Origin of the sequence: Chitinophaga oryzae (assembly GCF_012516375.2) — a bacterium.
GTDB classification, from domain to species: domain Bacteria; phylum Bacteroidota; class Bacteroidia; order Chitinophagales; family Chitinophagaceae; genus Chitinophaga; species Chitinophaga oryzae.
This window is the reverse complement of record NZ_CP051204.2, coordinates 6,716,330-6,739,125: the sequence shown is the minus strand read 5'-3', so window position 1 is coordinate 6,739,125 and position 22,796 is coordinate 6,716,330. Positions and strand designations below refer to the sequence as shown.

The 22,796-nt window shown below is 52.7% G+C and carries 15 protein-coding genes; 6 read left to right on the top strand and 9 right to left on the bottom strand.

Features of this window, described 5'->3' with window-relative positions; translation table 11 throughout:
- Positions 1 to 2: 2 nt before the first annotated feature.
- The 4 genes from HF324_RS26380 to HF324_RS26365 form a co-directional block, all read right to left on the bottom strand.
- A complete protein-coding gene (locus HF324_RS26380) occupies positions 3 to 1,256 on the bottom strand; it encodes an alpha/beta fold hydrolase (RefSeq protein WP_168861238.1) in 1,254 nt (417 codons plus the stop codon).
- 14 nt (positions 1,257 to 1,270) lie between these two features.
- Positions 1,271 to 1,825: a YIP1 family protein gene (locus HF324_RS26375; RefSeq protein WP_168861237.1), complete on the bottom strand. Its 555-nt coding sequence runs from the start codon at positions 1,823 to 1,825 to the stop codon at positions 1,271 to 1,273.
- Entirely contained in the window at positions 1,822 to 2,121 is a 300-nt protein-coding gene (locus HF324_RS26370) for a DUF2089 domain-containing protein (protein ID WP_168861236.1), read from the bottom strand. The genes HF324_RS26375 and HF324_RS26370 overlap by 4 nt, the downstream gene beginning before the upstream one ends.
- Positions 2,122 to 2,303: 182 nt before the next feature.
- A complete protein-coding gene (locus tag HF324_RS26365; RefSeq protein ID WP_168805925.1) occupies positions 2,304 to 2,855 on the bottom strand; it encodes a DoxX family protein in 552 nt (183 codons plus the stop codon).
- Positions 2,856 to 2,935: 80 nt separating this feature from the next.
- Between HF324_RS26365 and HF324_RS26360 the strand changes: the two genes are divergently transcribed.
- The 3 genes from HF324_RS26360 to HF324_RS26350 all read left to right on the top strand — a co-directional run bounded on the left by HF324_RS26360 (position 2,936) and on the right by HF324_RS26350 (position 9,570).
- A complete protein-coding gene (locus HF324_RS26360; protein WP_168861235.1) occupies positions 2,936 to 6,163 on the top strand; it encodes a S41 family peptidase in 3,228 nt (1,075 codons plus the stop codon).
- A gap of 198 nt (positions 6,164 to 6,361) precedes the next feature.
- Positions 6,362 to 8,392 (top strand): transketolase, encoded by a 2,031-nt coding sequence (tkt, locus tag HF324_RS26355; RefSeq protein WP_168861234.1) that lies wholly within the window; start codon positions 6,362 to 6,364, stop codon positions 8,390 to 8,392.
- Positions 8,393 to 8,793: 401 nt separating this feature from the next.
- Positions 8,794 to 9,570 carry a porin family protein gene (locus HF324_RS26350; protein ID WP_168805920.1) on the top strand — a complete coding sequence of 259 codons (777 nt, stop codon included), beginning with the start codon at positions 8,794 to 8,796 and terminating at the stop codon, positions 9,568 to 9,570.
- Positions 9,571 to 9,578: 8 nt separating this feature from the next.
- On the opposite strand, the gene HF324_RS26345 is transcribed toward HF324_RS26350, so the two are convergent.
- Entirely contained in the window at positions 9,579 to 9,884 is a 306-nt protein-coding gene (locus HF324_RS26345) for a hypothetical protein (RefSeq protein ID WP_168805919.1), read from the bottom strand.
- Between the two features lie 170 nt (positions 9,885 to 10,054).
- On the opposite strand from HF324_RS26345, the gene HF324_RS26340 reads away from it, so the two are divergent.
- The gene (locus HF324_RS26340) at positions 10,055 to 12,439 is read left to right on the top strand and encodes a glycoside hydrolase family 95 protein (RefSeq protein WP_168861233.1); all 2,385 of its coding nucleotides are present in this window, start codon (positions 10,055 to 10,057) and stop codon (positions 12,437 to 12,439) included.
- Positions 12,440 to 12,507: 68 nt separating this feature from the next.
- On the opposite strand, the gene HF324_RS26335 is transcribed toward HF324_RS26340, so the two are convergent.
- From HF324_RS26335 to HF324_RS26325, 3 genes are all read right to left on the bottom strand, one after another.
- Positions 12,508 to 13,656, bottom strand: a complete 1,149-nt coding sequence (locus HF324_RS26335; protein ID WP_168805915.1) for an efflux RND transporter periplasmic adaptor subunit — start codon at positions 13,654 to 13,656, stop codon at positions 12,508 to 12,510.
- A gap of 1 nt (position 13,657) precedes the next feature.
- Positions 13,658 to 18,022: a CusA/CzcA family heavy metal efflux RND transporter gene (locus tag HF324_RS26330; RefSeq protein WP_168805913.1), complete on the bottom strand. Its 4,365-nt coding sequence runs from the start codon at positions 18,020 to 18,022 to the stop codon at positions 13,658 to 13,660.
- A gap of 183 nt (positions 18,023 to 18,205) precedes the next feature.
- Complete coding sequence (locus HF324_RS26325) at positions 18,206 to 18,604, bottom strand: hypothetical protein (RefSeq protein WP_168805911.1); 399 nt, start codon at positions 18,602 to 18,604, stop codon at positions 18,206 to 18,208.
- A gap of 315 nt (positions 18,605 to 18,919) precedes the next feature.
- On the opposite strand from HF324_RS26325, the gene HF324_RS26320 reads away from it, so the two are divergent.
- A complete protein-coding gene (locus HF324_RS26320; RefSeq protein WP_168805909.1) occupies positions 18,920 to 19,609 on the top strand; it encodes a VIT1/CCC1 transporter family protein in 690 nt (229 codons plus the stop codon).
- Positions 19,610 to 19,611: 2 nt separating this feature from the next.
- On the opposite strand, the gene HF324_RS26315 is transcribed toward HF324_RS26320, so the two are convergent.
- Positions 19,612 to 21,117 (bottom strand): ADP-ribosylglycohydrolase family protein, encoded by a 1,506-nt coding sequence (locus HF324_RS26315; protein ID WP_168805907.1) that lies wholly within the window; start codon positions 21,115 to 21,117, stop codon positions 19,612 to 19,614.
- Positions 21,118 to 21,274: 157 nt separating this feature from the next.
- Here HF324_RS26315 and zwf point away from each other — a divergent pair, with 157 nt between their 5' ends.
- A complete protein-coding gene (zwf, locus tag HF324_RS26310) occupies positions 21,275 to 22,795 on the top strand; it encodes a glucose-6-phosphate dehydrogenase (RefSeq protein ID WP_168861232.1) in 1,521 nt (506 codons plus the stop codon).
- Position 22,796: the final 1 nt, after the last annotated feature.

Sequence of the window (22,796 nt, the reverse complement as noted above, 5' to 3'; positions counted from 1 at the left end):
GCTTACCTGCTTTGTATAAAATCTACCATCACTTTTACCAGCTCCGGGTTCAGCGGCCGGCTGGGGTCCGTGTAGCTGGCATCGCCAACACCGCTGGCGGCCGGCGCTGTTTTCAGCACGTGGTTCATCTGGCCGATGATTTTCAGTTGCGCGCCAGGAGCGCCCTGTTTCAGCAGCTGCGCATCTTTTACGCTTATCTGTACATCTGTGGTGCCCTGTACGATCAGGATGGGCATCTTCAGTTGAGCGATTTCCTGTTGCGGCGCATATTTTAACCAGGCCATCATATAAGGTTGTACTTCGGGATAAAACATTCCCTTCAACGCAGGTTCTGTGTTGAATACTTTATGTCCCTGTTTGAGGCTGTCCAGCATGGCTTTCGCTTTGCCTGCCAGTGTGGGTGCCTGTACCATCAGCTGCCTTATGAGGATAAGATCTATAGGCTCGCCGGGCCCCGCAAGGGAAATGAACCGGTCTCCCGGACTGCGTTGCAGGGCCAGCACGCCGATCATCGATCCTTCACTGTGACCGGCCACAATAACGCGGGAAAAACGTTTGTCTGCTTTCAGCATAGTGATGTATCCGGCGGCGTCGTTCACGGTGCCTTCAAAAGAGATATCTGTTTCCGGTTTGCCCGTAGCGCTGGCGCCTACGCCCCGTTTGTCGTAACGCACGCAGGCGATACCATTGGCCTGCAATGTTTCTGCCAGCATCTTGTAGGCGTTGGTCTTTAGCCCTATGTTGTTGTTGCCATTCCGGTCAGTAGGGCCGGAACCTGCGATGACCAGTACCACCGGCACCGGACCATTACTTACCGGGAGAGTAAGCGTACCGTGGAGGGTGACGCCGGCAGCAGGGAGGTTATAATTGTCAGCCTCCGTCTCCGTGGCTTTTTTCTCCTGGTAGGGAACAAAGCGAAATCCTTCCATCAGGTTGTCAGGATTCAATGCGATGAGCATCGTTAGGGTGCCTTTGGTGAAATCGGCTCTCCAGGTATGGCTGTTGGCATCGCCGCCGGTGGAAGTGAGTTGCATCATATCCCCCAGCTGACCATGCAGCTGCGCCAGCATGGCGCGTGTCTGGTCCGGTGGCAATGCCGCTTTGATGGCGGGGCCGAACATGCGGTAGAGGCTATCGGCCTGCTGCTGGTTGTAGTAGCGTTGTACTTTGGTGGCGGCAGCAGGGTAGTTGGCCTGCGCTGTTATCTCCGGAGAAAAGGATAACAGCAGGGTGGCCAGTAAACAAATTTTTTTCATACCGTAATTTTTATTCAGGGTAGCAGGAGCGGAAAGGTGAAAGAGATGAGTGCTTTGGAAATGACTTCCGCCACTATCAGGGCCACGATGAAAACGATCACCGCTTTGTTGCCTTTCATGTTGACAGAAACGCTGAAGCCCTGGTACATCAGCACCAGCATCCAGATAAAGAAGGGCAGGGAGATCAGCGCCAGCGTGATGACTGTCGGGTTAATATCCATAGGATTTTCTACCACCGGCATCCCGAAGTTGATCAGCGCGATGGCCAGCAGCGGCGTGCGTGCCAGCGCCAGCGTGCCGGCAATATCAATGAGGCGGAAGGAGCTGCGGGCGAAGATAGCCGCCGCTGCGTAACAGGCCAGTACCATGCATCCCCAGGCGATCACCGCTTCCAGGAGATAAATAAAATAAGGCATAACAGTGGCGCCGGCATGGGCGTCGATAGCACCGTCGAAATGGGTCTTGCTGAAATAAGCCACCACAGAGGTGACCAGCATGACGGCCCATCCGAGGAGCAACGCTTTGCTGCCGGCGATGTAGGTAAACGGACGTAGTAACCAGGTGTTCATCGGGATGCTTTTATGTTTTTCTCGATTGTTTCTATGTTGGCGATGATATCATCGAGCCGGTTGCGCACCGTAGGGTAACTGAGCCCCAGCTGCTGCGCCATCACTTTCAGGCTGCCGCTGCTTTTCACAAAATCAATCACAAACTGCAGATCGTCTGCCGGCAGCCGCGCCAGCAGCGGTAGTTCAAAGCTGCCGGAAACTGTGGTGTCGCAGGCTTCACAGGCCAGTGAGGTCACTTTTAAAGGCGAAGCACAGCTCGGGCAGGAAAGTGGTAAGAATTTCTTTATTGGCTTCATGGTTAAACAAAATTAAATCAATTTTTAATAAAATTGATTTTTAGTTTAATAAAATTAATAAAAAACATAGTGGGTAAGCAGACATAAACGGATTAGCCCCGGGCTTTAAACCCGGGGAAAGGAGTGAGATCACTTCCTTATGGCATACTACATATAAAAGACTTTTGAGCGGGGGACCGACGTTATACCGCCGCCCGCATGTTTATTTTTTTAAAGCAGGCATAGGAAACAATCAACAGCAGCAGGGCCACCGCCGGCCATACGTACTGACCGGGCGTTCCATGGATGGCGGCGAAAGCCACAAAAGCAGATAACACGTTGATCGCCAGGCCGGCGTAAGCCCATTCCTTGATGTTGGGGGCGACCGGCAGCAGCAGCACAAGGCCCCCGATGATCTTCCCTATGGCCAGTTCCACCCGGAAGTAGCCGGGATATCCCATCTGGTCAACGGTTTGGATCATAAAAGAAGAAGTAAGCAGTCCAATGGCGCCACCAATAGAAATCAGGGCAATTGCGGCCGTAGCGGCCCGGTAAATGATTTTTTCCTTTTTCATGCAGGTAGTTTTATCCCTGACGAACAGCGTATCCGCAATTTGGACAAACATCTGCCTGTATTTTTTGATCATAACAATGGTGGAAGACCATAGCGCCGTCAAAGGCAGCGGTATCACCCCGGAATAGCCCTGCCGGCAGGAGGAAATCGCCTGCCACTGACCATCACCTGAATGTACCATTTATCATTAATTAGCCGGAACTCCTGCCGCTTTTTTTTATTTTGCCATACTGACCAAACAACAAATCGCTTTTAAAGCTTATGAAGAAATTTTTATTCACCTGTGCAGCCTGGCTCATGGCCGCCACTGCCACCTATGCCCAGGAAAACGCGCTCTGGTTGCGTTATCCCGCCATCTCGCCCGATGGAAAGACGATCGCCTTTGGTTATAAAGGAGATATCTACCGGGTAGACGCCAACGGCGGCGTTGCTGTTCCCCTGACCATTCATGAGGCGCAGGATATGATGCCTGTCTGGAGCCATGACGGTAAATACATCGCTTTTGCGAGTGACCGTTACGGCAACTTCGACGTGTTTGTGATGCCTGCTGAAGGCGGTACGCCCGTGAGGCTGACCAGTCACAGTAATGCGGACTATCCGTACGACTTTACGCCGGACAACAAACAGGTGCTCTTCGGCAGCGGGCGTAACGCTCCTGCGGCCAGCATCCGTTTCAGCTACCGCTTGTTCGACAACCTGTACACCGTGACTGTAACGGGTGGCCGCCCCATGCTGGTCAGCGCTGCCGGCGCCGAATTCGCCCGCTACAACAGCAAAGGCGATCAGATCATCTTCCAGGACCGCAAAGGCTATGAAGATCCCTGGCGTAAACACCACGTGTCTTCCGTTACCCGCGACATCTGGGTGTATGATATCGGCAAAGGCAGCTATCAGCAGGTGTCCTCCTATGAAGGGGAAGACCGCGAGCCGCTGTTCGGCAACGATAACAGCATCTATTACCTGAGTGAAAAAGGCGGTATCTCCCAGAACCTCTTCAAATCGTCTGTAGGAGATAAAAACAAAATGGAACAGCTGACCCGTTTTGAAAAACATCCGGTACGTCATCTGTCCCGCTCTTCCAATAACACTTTCTGTTTTACTTATAACGGAGAGATATACACGCTGAAAGAAGGCGATAAACCGCAGAAAGTCAATGTGCGCATTTTCAATGACGGCCGTAACGGCATACAGAAGCCGCTGCCGGTAAACGGCAACGTGACTGAATTTGCCATGAGCCCCGACGGCAAACAGATGGCTTTCGTGGCCCGCGGCGAAGTATTTGTGACCAGTGTGGAAGGCGCTATGACCAAAAGGATCACCAACACCCCGCAACAGGAAAGGATGGTGCAATGGTCTCCCGATGGCAAACGCGTGGTATATGCCGCTGAACGCAACGGTAACTGGGACATCTATCAGAGCACCATCGTACGTAAGGAAGAGCCTTATTTCTTTGCTGCCACCGTGCTGAAAGAAGAGCCGCTCATTGCCACCGCTGCGGAAGAGTTCCAGCCGTTATTCTCTCCCGACGGGAAAGAAATAGCGTATGTGGAAGACCGTAACCTGCTCAAAGTATTCAATATCGCTTCCGGCAAAAGCCGCACGCTGCTGCCTAAAGGCCATAACCATTCCTATTCCGACGGCGACTGGAGTTTCTCCTGGAGCCCCGACAGCAAATGGATCGTAGTGGAAGACCAGAGAGGATACGCTTTCACCAGCAACGCCACCATTATCCCTGTTGACGGTAAAGGAGAAAACATCTACCCCGTAAACAGCGGCTTCGGCGAGGGTAACCTCAAATGGAGCAGCGATGGTAAAATGCTGACCTGGGAAAGCAGCCGCGAAGGCCGTAAGTCGCTGGCCCGCCAGGGGAGCCGCGAAACAGATATCTACGCGGTATTCTTCGACCAGGAAGCTTTCGATAAATACAAACTGACGAAAGATGAATTTAACCTGCTGAAAGACCAGGAAGACAACGCCAAAAAAGGCGGTAAAGACACAGCCGCCAAAAAGGATACGGCTGCTGCGAAAAAAGACTTCCGTCCTGACTTCAGCAACCTGGAAGAGCGCCAGCAGCGCCTCACCATCAACAGCGCTTCCATCGCTGACTACGTGCTGAGCAAAGACAACAGCAAACTGTATTATACCGCTGCCTTTGAAAAAGGCTACGACCTGTGGGTGACAGAACCCCGCACCGGCGATACTAAAATCCTGGCCAAACTGGGCGGTACGCCCGGCAGCCTGGAACTCAGCAAAGACGGTAACTCCCTCTTTGTGAGCAACAGGGGCAGCGTAGTGAAAGTAGATGCCGCTTCCGGTAAAATCACGCCGATCAGCATCAACTCCGAAATGCTGCTGGACCAGGCCGCAGAACGCGCTTACATGCTGGACCACGCATGGAAACAGGTGAAAGAGAAATTCTACGATCCTACCATCCGCAATATGGACTGGAAAATGTACCGCGATGCTTATGCCCGTTTCCTCCCGCATATCAGCAACAACTACGATTTCCAGGAACTGCTCAGCGAAATGCTGGGTGAACTGAACGGTTCCCACACCGGTGGCCGTTACTCCCCCGTACGCCCCGATGGCGACGCTACTGCGTCCCTCGGTCTGCTGTATGATGAACGTTACACCAAAGACGGCCTGAAAGTAGATGAAGTCATCACTGCCGGTCCGTTTGACAAAGCAGGCAGCAAGATGAAAGCTGGCGCCGTGATCAACAAAATAGACGGCGAAGCCGTTACCGCTAAAATCGACTGGGCAGAACTGCTCAATCGCAAAGCAGGCCGCAATGTGCTGATCAGCTTCACCGACGCCGACGGCAAACAATGGGAAGAAACCGTGAAACCTGTCAGCAGCGGCGAAGAAAGCGCCCTGATGTATAAACGCTGGGTGAACAACATGCGCAAAATGGTGGACAAACTCAGCGGTGGCAAAGTAGGTTATGTGCACGTACAGGGCATGAACGACGCCAGCTTCCGTTCCGTTTACGACGAAGTAATGGGTAAGAACAGGGGCAAACAGGCGCTGATCGTAGATACCCGCTTCAATGGCGGCGGATGGCTGCATGACGACCTGTACAACTTCCTCAGCGGTAAAAAATACCTCGACTTCGCACCACAGGGCGACCTGCTGAAGGGTGGCGAACCGCAAGGCCAGTGGCAGGCTCCCAGCTGCGTACTGATGAGTGAAGGCAACTACAGCGACGCGTTTATCTTCCCTTATATCTACAAACAGGGTAAGCTGGGTAAACTGATCGGTATGCCTGTTCCCGGCACCGGTACTGCCGTATGGTGGGAAAGACAAATCGATCCGACTATCGTATTCGGTATCCCGATGATCGCTACCATCGGTAAAGAAGGCCGTCCTACAGAGAACCTGCAGGTAGAACCGGATATCCGCGTGCCACTGCGCTACGAGGATTTCCTGGCCGGTAAAGACGACCAGCTGGAAACGGCGGTGAAAGAAATGCTGAAAGAAATCAAATAAATCATTTTTAGATTTTCGATTTTTTGATTTTTGAATTTAAAATGCAGCGGAGATTATCATATGATCTTCGCTGCATTTTTTTTATCCGCTGCATTTTTTTAAATCCCTAAATCCCTAAATCAAAAAATCGAAAATTCCTCCTGTTGGTACCTTATTTGTGGCTTTGCTTACCTGATTTCTCCACTTAAATGCCATATCATGAAAGCAATGACCATCGAAGAAAAATGTATTAACACCATTCGTTGCCTCGCAATGGATGCGGTACAGAAAGCGAATTCAGGACATCCCGGTACGCCGATGGCGCTGGCGCCGGCGGCGTTTGTGTTGTGGACGGAACACCTGCGGTATAATCCCCGGAAGCCGGACTGGTTTAACCGCGACCGCTTTGTGTTGTCCAATGGCCACGCTTCGATGCTACAATATGCGGTATTACATCTCACCGGTTATGATATTTCGCTGGACGATATCAAGGCTTTCCGGCAATGGGAAAGCAATACGCCGGGCCATCCGGAATACCGGCTGACGCCCGGGGTGGAAACCACCACCGGTCCGCTGGGACAAGGTATTATGACCGCCGTGGGTCTGGCGATGGCCGAAGCGCATCTGGCCGCTATTTTTAATAAAGATGATATGAAGCTGGTGGACCACCATACCTATGTGTTCTGCAGCGATGGCGACCTGATGGAGGGCGCCTCCCATGAAGCCGCCTCTGTGGCTGGCCATCTTGGATTAGGTAAACTTATATGCTTATACGATAATAATCATATCACGATAGAAGGTAATACCTCGCTGACATATTCCGACGATGTGGCTAAACGGTTTGAAGCATATCACTGGCATGTGCAGGACCTGGGCGACAAGGGCAACGACCTGAAGGCCATATCGGATGCTTTTGCTGCGGCCAAAGCGGTGACGGATAAACCGTCTATGATCCTGTTGCGCACACATATCGGTTATGGCGCCCCCAACAGGCAGGATACGCCCGAGGCACATGGGGCGCCGCTGGGTGCGGAGGAGATCAAACTCACCAGGGAATTCTACGGGTGGCCGGCAGACCAGGATTTCCTGGTGCCCGATGAAGTAAGGGAGTATATGAAGAAGGTCATTGAGAAAGGAAAGGAAGCCGAACAATCGTGGAATGCGCTGAAAGAGCAATATGAAAATAAATACCCGGGGCAGTTTGCCTTGTTGCAGCAGTACATAGCCCAGCAGCTGCCCGATGGGTGGGACAAAGAGGTACCGGTATATAAACCGGAAGACGGTCCCAAAGCCACGCGGGAGGTGTCTTCCGGCTTCCTGAACGCCGTGGCGGACAAACTGCCCTGGCTGATCGGCGGCAGTGGCGACCTGGAACCTTCTACGCTCACGCTGATCAAATCATCCGGTTATTTCAGCAAAGCGCATTATGAAAACCGCAATATCGCCTGGGGGATCCGCGAGCATGTGATGTGCGCCGCCAGTTCCGGGCTGCAGTTACATAGCGGTGTGAGGACTTATGCAGCTACCTTTTTCATCTTCACCGATTATGCGCGGCCGGCTATTCGCCTGGCCTGCATCATGGAGCTGCCGGTGATCTACGTGATGACGCATGACAGTATTGGACTGGGTGAAGACGGGACTACGCATCAGCCGGTGGAACACCTGGCCTCCCTGCGTGCGATGCCGCATCTCTGCGTGATACGGCCGGCAGATGCCAACGAAGCCGTGTGGGCGTGGCATACGGCCATCACCCGCACCAAAGGGCCTACCATGCTGGTATTAACGCGACAGAAACTGCCGGTTGCCGACCGCAGCAAAGTGGCGCCTGCGAGCAACCTGCAACAGGGGGCTTACATCCTGTCGAAAGAAAGAGGAGCGCTGCCGGCGCTGATACTGATTGCTACCGGCTCAGAGGTGCAGCTGGCGCTGGACGCACAGCAAAAGCTATGGGAGGATGATATTGATGCCAGGGTGGTAAGCATGCCCAGCTGGGAACTGTTCAGCGAGCAGCCTGAAAGTTACCGGCAGCAGGTGTTGCCTCTGGCCGTAAAAGTGCGGCTGGCCATCGAAGCCGGTTCTCCGGAAGGATGGGAACGGTGGACCGGTGAAAGAGGGGCGGTCATCGGGCTTTCTCATTTCGGTTCCAGCGCGCCTGCCAAAGAGTTGTTTAAACACTACGGGTTTACCGTAGACAATGTGCTGGAAAAATCACGTAAACTGCTGCAGTATGAAAAAGCAGATCGCGTTTGACCGGACGGCACGCTGAAGGTGAGCCGCCATGGTAATTGTTGTCAGGATAGGACCATTCAGTCTTTACAGCCGGCTACTAACGATTCCGGCTATACGATATATCATACCCGGTGATAAACCTCCGGAAGACCGCGACAGCCGGTTCATATGGGCGGCGGAGGCAGCTGATGCCGGCAGGTGTCAAAAAGGCCGGGTCCCGGACTTCAGCAAACGAAAGAAAACAGCATCGCTACTTGATAAATTGATCCGGTATTTTGCCGCCGGCCCGGGAGAGATAGCTGTCGTTTGTCCGAATGATTAACAAAAATATTGTTTGTATTTAATCCTATAGTCGTAGCTTTAGGTGATTAACCGGTATGAAATGCTACCGGGAGAAACTATTCTTTTACAAACAAAACCTTATGAAAAAATTACGTTTAGCCGTTGCCGTTATTGCAGCCGCTGCGCTGTGTCCCTTCATGGCAAAAGCACAAATTGATCTCGGCGCAAAGGCTGGCTTGAGTATCCCTAATCTGACATCCGGCAGTTCTTCCAATCCAATCAATAGCGGCTGGAGCTCCAGGCTGGGGCTGGACGCAGGCATACATGCAGAATTTCATCTCACCAAACGTTTTTCCATCCAGCCTGAAATAAGATATTCTTCCCAGGGCGGGAAAAAAGACGGTAACCAGGGATTTGCGCCAACACCTGAAATGGCGGGTGCGTTTCAGCAAATGGGGCAGCCCGTACCTCCTTATTTGTATGCTACATATAAGAGTGAGGCCAAGTTTAATTACCTGATGGTACCAGTACTGGCTAAATATCATTTCGGTTTTAGTCCTAAATGGGATTTGTATGTGGCTGCTGGTCCATTCGTTAGTTTTCTGCTGAATGGTAAAAATGAAACAAGTGGTACCAGCCAGATCTTCGCAGATGATGCACATAAGCAACCACTGCCTTTTCCTGCGGTAGATTTTACCCGTGATCAGGACATCAAAAACGACCTGAAAAAAGCCAACTTCGGTATCTCCGGTCATGTAGGACTGGCGTATCATCTCAACGGCAGAAGCGCTATCTTCATTGAAGGTGGTGGCAACTACGGTTTCGTGAAAATCCAGAAAGATGCCAAAAACGGTGAAAACAACACCGGCGCGGGCGTGGTAGTACTGGGTTATTCTTACCGTATCAAAAACAAATAATCAACCTGTTAAGCCAACAGGTTGAAGGAAACGATAATGATCGTTACACTGATGCATACCAAAGACAGGAGGAAGATGTAATCTGCAGCTTCCTCCAGTTTTTCACTCCTCCGCCTCACCTTCGAGCGCATCGACAGAAAAGACAGCAGACAACTCCCCGTCAGCAGGATCGCCGCAATGCCAGTAGTATCGTCAATGATCGTGATCTGATTAAAACGCGCCACTTTGATAGAGGTGAGCACTATCAGGCAAAACCCCAGCAGATTACTGGAGGTGTTAAGGATATGGGGTGATTTGTTGTTCTCATTTGCCATAATCAACCTTTGTGACTATTAATTTAAATCATAGAAACGGCGGAAAAAAGTTAAAATACCGTTACTCTCCATTAAAATACGATTAGTGCCCGCCAGGATCTGCTGCAAAGCATACGGACAGCCAATAATATTATTATCTTTCGTCCATAGCAATGTAAACAGCAGCCCATATGAAATATCTCATCACCTGTCTGTTGGCGGCAGCAACCACCGCCACAGGATTTGCACAGCAACGCTCCATGAAGCTGTGGTATACATCCCCCGCCAACGCTACCGCGAAAGATGGCACTTCCCCCTGGAAAGATGATCCGGCGTGGCTGCAGGCCCTGCCCATCGGTAATGGCAATATCGGCGCCATGGTATTCGGCGATGTCAACCAGGAACGGATACAGCTCAATGAAAAAACTTTATGGAACGGCAGCCAGGCAGACAACGATAATCCCGAAGCAGCCAGATATCTCCCGGAAATACGGAACCTCCTGTTCCAGGGCAAGTTTAAAGAAGCCACTGAACTTACCAATAAAACACAGGTCTGCAAAGGCGCCGGCTCCGGCAACGGCGACGGTTCGAAGGTGCCTTTCGGCTCCTTTCAGACATTGGGCGACCTGCGGCTGGATTTCGGCAAAAGCAGCCGGTGTACCAGCTATCAGCGCAGCCTGCAGCTGGATGATGCCATCGTGCGTGTCAGCTACGAACAGGACGGCGTGCATTACACCCGTGAATATTTTGTGAGTGCGCCTGCTAATGTGCTGGCCGTAAAACTGTCGGCCGATAAAAAAGGCGCTATCAGTTTCTCCGCCACCATGGACCGCCCCGAACGTTTTACCACCAAAGCCGCCGGCAATGAACTGGAGATGTCCGGCGCGCTGAACAACGGCAAAGGGGGCGACGGCATGAAATACATCGCCCGCTTACAAGCCCGCAACAAAGGCGGACAGGTGACTTACTCCGGTGACCGGATGACCGTAAAAGGCGCTGATGAAGTGGTGCTGTACCTGGCTGCTTCCACCGACTACCTGCCCAACTACCCCGTTTATAAAGGACGTGACTTTAAAGGGCTGACGGCCAAAGCGCTGCAGGCTGCTGCTGCGCTGCCCTACGCCCAGTTGAAACAGGCGCATATAAAAGACTATCAGCGTTTATACAACCGCGTTGCTTTGCAGCTGGCAGATGATACCGCTGATGATATCCCCACCGATGTCCGGCTGCAACGCATTAAGGAAACAGGTAACGACAACCACCTCACCGAACTGTATTTCCAGTACGGCCGTTACCTGTTGATCTCCTCCGCACGCAAGAACACGCTGCCGGCCAATCTGCAGGGCATCTGGGGCAATAAAACGCTGGCTCCCTGGAATGGCGACTATCATACCGACATCAACGTACAGATGAACTACTGGCCGGCAGAAGTGACGAACCTCGGCGAGTTGCATTTGTCGCTCACCAATTTTGTCCAGAGCCTGGACAAACCGGCTGCCCGCTCGGCTGCCGTACAGTTTGGCGGTACCGGTTGGTGCATCGGCCCCATCGTGAACGTATGGGGCTTCACCTCTCCCGGCGAGCATCCTTCCTGGGGGCTTACCGCCGGCTCCAGCGGGTGGATCTGCGAACACCTCTGGGAACATTTCGCTTTTACCCGCGATACCGCTTATCTGCGTAAAGTATATCCTACCTTGCGCGAAGTAGCGCGTTTTTATATGGGCTGGCTGGTGAAAGATCCGGTGACGGGTAAACTGGTGTCCGGACCGGCATCGTCGCCGGAGAACGCGTTTGAGGCACCCGATGGCAGCAACGGTACTATCAGCATGGGACCTTCCCATGACCAGGAAGTGATACACGAACTGTTCACCAACGTACTGCAGGCTGCAGAGGTGCTGCAACAGACCGACCCTTTCCTCGACAAACTGCGCGACGCTAAAAACAACCTGCTGCAACCGCAGATAGGCGAAGACGGCAGGGTGCTGGAGTGGGCCAAACCTTATCCGGAGAAAGAACCGGGGCATCGTCATATGTCGCATTTATACGCCCTTTATCCGGGCAATGCTTTCAACGAAGCCCAGACGCCACAGTATGTCAATGCTGCCCGTAAATCGCTCGAATACCGCCTGGAACACGGCGGCGCACAAACAGGATGGAGCGCTGCCTGGGTGACCAACATGTGGGCGCGCCTGAAAAACGGACCAGAAGCTTTAAAAGCGTTTAACATCATCCTGGCGCATAAATCCGCTTACAACCTGTTTAACCTCCATCCGCCCTTTCAGATAGATGGCAATTTCGGCGCCACGGCCGGCATCGCCGAGATGCTGCTGCAAAGCCATGAAAACATGATCACGCTGCTGCCGGCGCTGCCGGCAGAATGGAAAAACGGAACGGTCAACGGGCTCTGTGCCCGTGGCGGTTTCGTGGTAAATATGTCATGGAAGGATGGAAAACTGGTCGCTGCTACGCTGCATGCCACTAAAGGAGGCGGCTGCCAGGTGCGTTACCGCGACCAGATCGTAGTGCTCAATACCGAAGCTGGTAAAGACTATCCGCTGGATGCGTTACTACGCTAAATAGTCAATCATTTGGTTATTGGGTCATTTACGCATTAAATGACCCAATAACCAAATGATAAATGAATTTATTCTTCTTCTCCGGCGGTGTTTTTCAGTTTACCTAACAATGCGTAGGCGCCCGTCGTCACAATCTTTTCGTTGCCGAGATCTTTCCCGCCAGGCAACAATTGTATCCTGTTATTTTCTTTCAGGCCGGCATTGACCGGCGTCAGTGTGAAGCTGTTACCATCTTTGGTTACAAACACATAGTCTTTGCCCATATAACGCACCACGGCTTCTTCCGGTACGGTGAGGGCCTGCTGGCTGTCCATTTCAAAAGTAGCGTTGAGGAACATGCCGGGCAGCAGGTCATGGCCCGGGTTTTCAAAATGGCAGTGGATAAGGCCGCTGCGGTTGTCGCTGATGTTTTTGGTAACGAGGATGGTCTCGATATCGTATACTTTGTCGGGCCTGTCTACCAGCGTGACTTTGCCTTGCAGCCCTTTGTGGAAGGCCGGGATGTCTTTCTCAAACACGGTAATGGCCGCGTGTATATCTTCCGGGTTCACCAGTTCAAACAGTACGTCGGACGGCATTACATAACGGCCGATGTTGACATTGACTTTTGTGACATAACCATTGATGGGAGAGTAAATGGGCGCCGTCCGGGAAATGCTGCCCACCGTCAGTTTATCCGGGTTGATATTGATGATCCGTAGTTTTTCTCCCACTGCTTTCAGGGTGACCTGCGCGGTTTTATATTCATTGAGGACCTGCTGGTATCTTTTTTTGCTGATAGCGTCAGCCTCGCTGAGGGTCCTTTGCCTGTCCATGTCGGCAGACAGGTATTCCATATTGGCTTTGGCGGTCAGGTATTCCTGTTGCAGCTGCACGTAACTCTGGTCCTCCATGGTGCCGATGATTTCACCTTTCGCCACCTGGCTGCCGGGCAGCAGCCGTGTGCTTTTCAGGTAACCGCCCATGGGAAAGCTGATGGAGATAAGGTTTTGCGGGGGTACGTCCACCATGCCGGTGGCGCGCAGGGTAGCGTGTATGTTCGCTGTCCGCGGGCTGTCGAGCACGATGCCCGCATTCTTTTTCTGGACGCTGTCGAGGGTGACGGTATTGTTATCCGGCGCCGGCTGGTTTTCGGCCGGTGATTTTTCTGCTGCCGGCTGGTTGTTGCAGGCGTATAAGAAGCCGGTGATGACGATGTATATGAATATCTTCCGCATGTTATTGCTGATTGAATTGTAATAAGTACTCCAGTTCTGTTTTCCGGGTGTTCAGTTCCTTCAAAACATCGATATACTGGCTTTGCAGGGCGATGGCATTGCTGATGAGGGTACTCCATTCGATGTACCCTATTTCGCCGTTTTTATAGCTGATATTGGCCGTCCGGATGATGATATCGGATTGTTTAAGGGCCGATTGCTGATAGTAGCGGATAGCCTGCTGGTATTTCTGATAGTCGTTCCAGTTTTGTTCGAGTTGGGTGCGAAGCTGTACGGTGGCCAGTGCTGTGGCCGTGGCGGCGCTGGCCTGCAGCTGTTGTGCGGCTTTTATACGCGCTCTTTGTGCCGATGTGAAGATGGGGATACCGATCCCGATCTGCGCGGCGGAGAACCGGTGCCCACCGCCGTAATAACTTTCCACCCTGTTTTTATCCGACTGCCATCCGGTGAAGGATTGGTTGGTATAGCCGAGAGACCAGTCGGGCAACAGCTTTGCTTTTTCCAGTTGTGTTTTGCTGTTGGCCACTTCCTGTTGCTGCTGGTAAGCGCGGAGGAACGGATGTTGTTGCAGCGTGGTGCTGTCGAACAATACGACGGCATTGGACAGACTGTCCACCGGATCGATGTTGGCAGTGGTTTCATGCAGCAGCATGCCCAGCTGGGCAACGGCCGTTTTCTGGTCTGCCTGCACCATGTCCAGCTGTATACGGGCCTGTTGCGCCTGGTTGTCGAGCGTCGCTTTTTCGAGGAGATTGCTCTCGCCGTTCTCATAGCGGATTTGGGCTACTTTGGAATAGCTGGACAGGATACTGTCGGTTTTTTGCAGCAGTGTTTTCTTGGCTTTCAGGAATTGCAGCTGGAGGTAGGCCAGTTTGACGAGACGGGCCACTTCCGCCTGCTGCAGGGCGGTTTGTAGTTTGGCCTGTTGCCATTCCCGCTCATATACCTGCCGTTGTCTTTTGTAGACGGCAGGGAAAGAGAAGCCTTGCGACAGGGTGAACTTATTATCAAAAGCGGCGCTATTGACGTTGCCTAGTTCAGCTGCCAGCGATGTTTTGGGCAGGTCGGTGCTGCTGCGGGTGATGGCTTCGTAGTAGGCTGCCTGCTGCTGGTTGAGCTTCAATTGCAGGTTTTGTTGCTGTGCGGTCTGAAGGGCCTGTTGCAACGTCAGCGGGCGGACTTCCTGTGCTTTCAGCAGGGAAGGTGCAGCGATGAGCAGAAGCACCATCAGCGCGGCTGGTTTGGGTCTTTTCCATCCTTCTTCAAATAACAAAAAGAGGGCGGGGAGCACCACGAGCGTGAGCAGCGTTGCTGTGATCAATCCTCCTATCACCACGGTGGCCAGCGGGCGTTGCACTTCTGCGCCGGCGCCGTTGCTCAGCGCCATCGGCAGGAAGCCGAGGGAAGCTACGGTGGCGGTCATCAGCACAGGTCTTAACCGGTCGTGGGTGGCCTGTATGATAATCTGCCGGATGTTGGTCATGCCACTGTTTTTTAACTGGTTCATTTCTCCGATTAATACGATCCCGTTTAATACTGCCACGCCGAACAGGGCGATAAAACCGATGCCGGCGGAGATGCTGAACGGCATGCCGCGCAGCCACAGCGTGAATACGCCGCCAATGGCCGACAGCGGGATGGCAGAGAATATCAGCAGGCAGTATTTCAGTTTACGGAAGGCAAAAAACAGCATGAGGAATATCAGCAGCAGGGCAACGGGCAGGGCTATACTGAGCCTTTTGGTGGCGTGCTGCAGGTTTTCATACTGTCCGCCGTAAGTGATATAATAGCCGGTCGGCAGTTTGATCTGCCTGTTGACTTTTGTTTGCAGTTCTTTTACGATGCTCTGAACGTCGCGGCCGCGCACGTTGAAGCCCACGGTGATCCTGCGGCGGGCGTCTTCCCGTTGTATCTGGTAGGGGCCGTCTTTTATACTGATGTCGGCGAGTACATGCAGCGGTACCTGTTCCCCGTTGGGCAGTCCTACCTGGAGGTTGTTCATCTCGTCCAGGTCTTTTTTCTGCTCTTCGTTCATACGTACCACAAGGTCGTAGCGCCGGTCGTTTTCAAATACCAGTCCGGCAGCAGCGCCGGCGTAGGCGGCCTGTATGGTGTTGTTGACATCGCTGACGGAGGCGCCGTAGCGGGCGATGGCCTCCCGGTTATAGTTGACCAGCAGCTGGGGGATACCGGTCACGGTTTCCACATAGAGGTCTTTCGCGCCTTTGACGGTGCCGATGACGGCCCCTATTTTGTCTGCATAGGCAGCGAGGGTGTCGAGGTCGTCGCCGAATATTTTGCAGACCACGTCCTGGCGGGCGCCGGTCATCAGTTCGTTGAAACGCATCTGTACGGGGAACTGGAAGCCGGTGGTGATACCCGGTATTTCTTCCAGCGCTTTGCTCATCTTGCCTGCCAGTTCGGGGAAGGTGGAAGCGCTGGTCCACTGGTGTTTGGGTTTAAGGATCACCATCAGGTCGGCCGCTTCCATGGGCATGGGGTCGGTGGGTATCTCCCCGGAGCCTATTTTGACCACTACTTTCTCCACCTCCGGAAAATCTCTGCGCAGCACCTGTGCCGCCTGGCTGGTGCCTTTGATGGTGGTGGTGAGCGAGGAGCCGGTCAGCATCCGGGTATCGATGGCAAAGTCGCCTTCTTCCAGTTGCGGGATAAATTCACCGCCCATACGGGAAAGGATAAACGCAGCCACCAGCAGTAACAGCAGCGCCACGCCTACGATCAGTTTGGGGATGCCCAGCGCTTTTTGCAGCAGCGGATCGTAGAGGCGTTTAACGCGTTCCATCATTTTATCTGCGAAACTTTCCTTATGGCTGAGTTTTTTGTTGAGGAACAGGGCGCCCATCATGGGCACGTAGGTGAGTGACAGGATGCATGCGCCGAGGATAGCGAAGGATACGGTTTCCGCCATGGGGCGGAACATTTTTCCTTCGATGCCTTGCAGCGAGAGGATGGGCAGGTATACGATGAGGATGATCACCTGACCGAAAGCGGCGCTGTTCATCATGGTTTTGGCGGAGGACTCCACTTCGTCGTCCATCTGTTCCTGCGTGAGTTGTTTGACGCCGCTGAGCGTGGCGCCCCGCGTGAGCTTATGCATCACCGCTTCGATGATGATGACGGCGCCGTCTACCAGCAGGCCGAAGTCCAGCGCGCCGAGGCTCATCAGGTTGCCGCTGACGCCGAACAGGTTCATCATGATGAGGGCGAACATCATGGACAGTGGTATGACGGAGGCTACGATGAGGCCTGCTCGGATATTGCCCATGAAGATGACCAGTACCAGTATCACGATGGCCGCGCCTTCCAGCAGGTTGCGTTCCACCGTGGAGATAGCGTTGTCCACCATTTTGGTCCGGTCGAGGAAAGGTTCGATGGCCACGCCTTCCGGCAGTGTTTTTTCGATGGCCGCGATCTTCTCTTTGATATTGGTGATGACTTTATTACTGTTTTCTCCTTTCAGCATCATCACCACTGCGCCGGCTACTTCGCTTTCACCGTTCAGTACTACGGCGCCGTAGCGGATGGCGGTGCCTGTTTTCACGGTGGCTACGTCGCGGACCAGGACGGGGATACCGTTGTTGATCCGCTTAACGGCGATGTTGCCGATGTCTTCCTGGTTCTGGACGAGCCCTTCGCTGCGGATGAACAGCACGCTGGGGCCTTTTTCGATATAGGCGCCGCCGGTGTTCTGGTTGTTTTCCTGCAGGGCGCGGAACACGTCGGAGATGGTGATCTGGTAGCTTTTCAGCTTGTCGGGGTTGACCGCCACTTCATATTGTTTGACGGTGCCGCCGAAAGAGCTGACATCGGCCACGCCTTCGGTGCCCAGCAGCTGGCGCCTGACGGTCCAGTCCTGTATATCGCGCAGGGTGGTGAGGTCGTATTTGCCCTCATAGCCTGGCTTGGGTTTTACCACATACTGGAATATCTCACCCAGGCCGGTGGTCACCGGACCGAGCTCCGGTTCTGTCATGCCTGGCGGTATTTGCTGGCGCACCTGTATCAACCGTTCGCTTACCTGTTGCCTGGCCCAGTAAACATCTGTCTGGTCATTGAAGACGATGGTTACCAGGCTTAGTCCGAAACGGGAGAAGCTGCGTTGTTCGATAATACCGGGAATATTGCGGGTAGCCTGTTCGATAGGCACGGTGATAAAGCGTTCCACATCGGGCGCTCCCAGGCTTGGGGCGGAGGAAATGACGAGCACCTGGTTGTTGGTGATGTCGGGCACCGCATCGATGGGCAGCTGGGTAACGGAATAGCTTCCCCATCCAATCAGCGCCAGTATAAACAGGCCGATGATGAGCTTGTTTTTAATGGAAAAACGGATAATGCTGTTTAACAAAACGTAAACTTTAAGAGAATTGACGAATCCAGAATGATGTGCTTTCCCGTTGCACCACAACAATGCCGCGCTCCCGGTTTTTTAACCCGGGGAGGACAGAAAAGGTTCAGGCGCCGGTAAAAAAAGCGGTCCTGCAGCGCAAAGCGTTGCAGCCGGCATGATAGCCTGCATCATTCAGTTATATCAGGACAAGGACGCTGACAGGGATTTGGGAGGCTGGAAAACATTGTCCGGCAGCCGGTAGGGAGGGGGACCGTCATTGATGATCAGGTAAGCTTCCCGGGGCAGTTCTATCACGGGTGTATACAGGGTAGCCGGCGTTGGAGGCATTACGGTGACCAGTGCCATGCAGATAATATCCGGTGTTTTGAACGGCAGCTGCATGTCCTGCAGATAATCATCGTCAAAAGGCTGCTCGTCCACATAGTGCAGTTTCAGGAACGTCAGCAGGGTCATATGAACATTCTCCTGCTTATGTTTTTTGAAATGCTCCACCAGCAAAGGGAACTTGAGTAACTGGCTGGCATCGGTACTGCCAAACAGGTACACCAATAAGAGGATTATTGCAGTGGCCTTTTTCATAATTGATATATCCGGGCCAAAGATAAACATATTTGGAAATTGATGCCGGATAAAAAAATCAGGCGGCGGGGATTGTCCCTGAAGGGCGGGGTAATCAGTATCCCAAGAGCTGTTTCCAGTGCTTTCAACACCTTTAAGGCAATGAATCCGGATTTTTTCAACCATGCCCTGTTCAAAAGCGACCTTTAGGTGAAAAGAATGTACGCATGGTACACAACGGGGAAGTGCATAAATTTACTGCAAATAATTAGGGCGGACAATTTATTTTTGTGCTGTATCTCCCTATTTTTCAGCACTATCAAACAGCTTCATTATATGACACATCAGGAAAAACATTTCACTGGCTCTGAGCTGCTACGTGATATCGTGATCGGCATGTCCGATGGGCTCACCGTTCCCTTTGCACTGGCGGCGGGCCTCAGTGGTACCGTGAAAGACGTAAACCTCATCGTGATCGCCGGGCTGGCGGAAATTGCAGCGGGCTCCATTGCGATGGGACTGGGAGGCTACCTGGCCGGAAAGACGGAACAGGACCATTATAACAGTGAACTGAAACGGGAGTACGAAGAAATAGAAGCGGTACCGGAGCGGGAGCGGGAAGAGGTGGAAACCTTCTTCGCGGAACTGGGGCTGAGCCGGGAGCTGCAGCAGAAGGCAGCTGCGGAACTGATCACGGACAAAGACCGCTGGGCTGATTTTATGATGAAGTATGAACTGGGGCTGGAGAAACCGGACGCCCGCAGGGCTACGAAAAGCGCACTTAATATCGGCGTCTCCTATATCATCGGCGGACTGATTCCGCTGATGCCTTATTTCTTCGTGGACGACGGGATAGAAGGGCTGAAGATATCGGCCATGATCACCATCGTGTGCCTCTTTGTTTTCGGGTATTTCAAGAGCCGCCTCACCGGGTTGAATCCCCTGCTCGGCGGCGTTCGTGTGGCCGTTATCGGTACTATTGCCGCCGGTTGTGCGTTTGGCATCGCCCGGTTGATCGGCGGATAAGCTTATTTTTTGCGGAAGGTAACGTAATAGCCTGTACGCAGTTCATAATCGGGATGCGGATTAATGACCTGCACCTTGACCGTATGTTTACCTGCGGGAAGGTCCAGCCGGTAGCAAATTTCATCTTTGCGTACCTGGTAATTGGTCGGCATCCTGATGGTATCCGTTACCTGGCCGTCAATGCTGACGGTGGCGATAATGACGTGGTCCGGTACTTCCCTCTTTTTAGCGGCGTGCCCGCTGAGCACAAACCCGTTTCCTTCAAAAGAAAGACTGATGTCATTGCCGTTTACATAGAACTCTTTTTTACGAACAGGCAGGAGGCCCGGAAAGCTCTCTTCAAAGGCCACCGGTTCCGGTGTCTGCAGTGGGATGATCACCTTGTCGCCCTGCTCTTTCCCGCCATGCCGTTTGATATTTTCCAGCGCATGACGATAGCTGATGTCGTAGGCTTTGTTGAGGGAGATGCTGGTATATTTAAAGTTGATGTCTTCCGATCCTGCCAGTCCGTCTTTCCATTTTTGCGGAATTTTGTCATATCCCAGCATAGTGCCGAGGATACCGCCCGCGGTGGAAGGATTACAGTCGGCGTCCTGGCCGGCGCGTGTGGAGATCTCCAGCGTTTTGGCATAATCGCCGTTGCCATACAGCAATCCCATGATCACATAGGCGCAGTTAATGGTGGCATCGATATTCACCGGGTCGAAGACGGCGCTGGGGCAACTGATGTCTGACGACCATTTCTTTTGCAGTTCAAACCAGGTACGATGCCAGTCGTCCGGAAACTGTTTATGCCAGCGGATAACATCGGCCATACACTGATAGAATTGTGTGTTGGCAGGGATGACACGCAACGCGTCGCGGACGATCTGCTGCATATCATTCGAAACAAATGCCAGTGAGTACATGGCGCCTACATACACGCCGCCGTACCAGCCGTTGCCATAGTTCATGATGTGCCCGATTTTGTGGCTGATCTGCGAAGCCGCATTAGGCATGCCGGGGCTCATCAGGCCGGCGTAATCCGCTTCTATCTGGTAATCGATGCAGTCTGCGTGCATGTTGTGCTGCCAGTGACCGGAAGCGGGCGGCCGGAGGCCGTTGAGGATATTGTAGCGCGCCGCCTGGTTGGCGTGCCACAACACATAACCTGCATGGGCAAACGCCTGGGCGAAAGAATCTGCCGGCGCGTCAAGGCCGTGACGTTCCATGACGTCCACGAATGTAAGGTCCATGTAAAGATCATCGTACAGGCCGGGAAAGCTGTCCATCACCTCTTTTACATAACCATTGTGCCATTCCAGTGACTGATAGTCCTGGATATAGGTGCCGTTGAACCGGAATTCATAAGGGCCGCCAAAGGTCACCCCAATGGTTTGCCCGGCCCAGCCGCCTTTGATCTTGTCCTGTAATGTTTTTTTAGACAGGGCAGCCGTTTTGGGAGTCTGTGCCGCCAGGGCGAAGCTGCCCATCAGGCAGGCCATTAACAGAATAACGCGTGTTTTCATGAGCGGGAAAGTTGTTACTGGCACATAAGATAATGTTTATTATTAAATTTATTTAATAAATAAGCTTTTAATTGAAATATTTTTTATAAATAAAATGATAACCTTCCTGCTGTAAAACTGTTGCACCCGTTAACTGAAATTGGGTTATTTTCAGGATATGAAACCTAAAAAAGCATATCCAGCCGCGATAACGATTTTCGGTGCCCGGGGAGATCTTACCCGCCGTAAGCTGATACCCGCACTATATAATCTGTTTATAGAAAACCACCTGCCCGCTTTATTCGAGATCTTCTGTGTCGACTTTCAGACGGTAGATGAAGCCGCATTTAAAAACGACCTGCTGTCCGGGGTGAATGAATTCAGCCGTAACGGGAAGGCGGAGCCGTCGAAATGGGCCGAATTCGCTGCACGCATCAGTTACCTGCAAGGCGACTTTACCAAAAAGGAAACCTATGTCTCCCTGAAAGCAAAAGTGGAAGACTTTGAGAAGAGCAGCAAACAACGGGGCAACCGGATGTTTTACTTCGCTGTGGCGCCACGGTTCATAGAAGTGATCGCTGAAGCTTTAGCCACCCGCAAGTTATGCAGCAACAAAACGCATGACCGTATCGTGGTGGAGAAACCATTTGGCACCGACCTGGCTACTGCCCGGAAACTGAACCACTTCCTCACCAAACGTTTTTCAGAGAAGCAGGTATACCGTATCGACCACTATCTGGGCAAGGAAACGGTGCAAAACATCATGGCTTTCCGCTTCGCCAACTTCGTGTTCGAACCGTTGTGGAACAAAAACTACATCGATCATATACAAATCAGTGTAGCCGAACAGGTGAGTGTAGGCAAACGCGGCGGCTACTACGATGCCAGCGGCGCCCTGCGCGACATGATCCAGAACCACCTGCTGCAGTTGTTGTGCATCGTGGCCATGGAGTGCCCCGGCGCCTACAAGGCGGAAGCTATCCGTGATGCCAAAACCAAAGTGCTGAAAAGTATCCGGCCGTTTACCACGCAGCAGGTATTTAAGAATGTAGTAAGGGCGCAATACACCGCCGGCGAAGTAGACGAAGTGCAGCGGATCGCTTACCGTCAGGAAGAACAGGTGTCGCCTGAATCCAATACGGAAACATTCGTGGCGATGAAAATGATGATCGATAACCCGCGCTGGGAAGGAGTGCCTTTTTTCCTGCGTACGGGTAAATCCATGACGCGGCAGTCGTCCGTGATCGTGGTGCAGTTCAAAGACTCGCCGCATAAAATCTTCAGAGACGATATTGTTCCCAACAGGCTGATCATCAGTATACAGCCGGAGCTGGAAATCAGCCTCCTGTTTGAAAGCAAGGTGCCCGGGCTGCAAATGAAACTAGTACCGGTGGAGATGGACTTCACCTACCAGGAAGCCTATACGGAGTCCCTGCCGGAAGCTTACGAAGCGCTGCTGCTGGACGTGCTGCATGGCGATGCCACCCTCTTTATGCGTGCCGACCAGGTGGAGGCAGCCTGGAAAGTAGTGATGCCCATCCTCGACGCCTGGAAAAAATCACCCTCCAAACTTTTACAGTTTTATGAATCCGGTACCTGGGGACCGGTGGCCGGCAGCAACCTGCTGAAGCCATACGCCAAAGAATGGTACAGGCTTCCCTCCCGTGAAACAATCAAGAAACTGGCCGTTAGCAAGTAAT